Source organism: Mesorhizobium sp. M1A.T.Ca.IN.004.03.1.1, assembly GCF_003997555.1.
Lineage (GTDB): Bacteria > Pseudomonadota > Alphaproteobacteria > Rhizobiales > Rhizobiaceae > Mesorhizobium.
The window spans coordinates 1-228 of sequence record NZ_RZTV01001243.1 but is presented as its reverse complement, the minus strand read 5'-3'; the positions used below and the strand labels follow the sequence as shown (position 1 = coordinate 228).

Genomic DNA, 228 nt, shown 5'->3' with positions numbered 1-228 from the left:
GCCTTCCAGATGGCGAGCGACGGCGCCAAGACGGTGCGCGAAGCGGCCTCGAATGCGCTGAAGGTGGCCGACGAGGCCAAGGTGCAGGCAAAGGCCGAGGAATTTCTCGCCTCGCGCAAGGCCAACGAACGGCTGGCCGGCGTCAATATTCTGGCCGCCCTGCTACGCGAACGCTCCCTGCCGATCCTCGACCGGCACGGGGGCGAGGAAAAATCCAATACGGTGCTG

The 228-nt window shown here is 65.8% G+C and carries 1 protein-coding gene; it reads left to right on the top strand.

Going from position 1 to position 228, the window contains the following annotated elements; genetic code table 11:
• Positions 1-33 precede the first annotated feature (33 nt).
• The coding region (locus EOD29_RS36460) for a hypothetical protein (RefSeq protein ID WP_206520642.1) at positions 34-228 on the top strand (195 nt) is incomplete at its 3' end.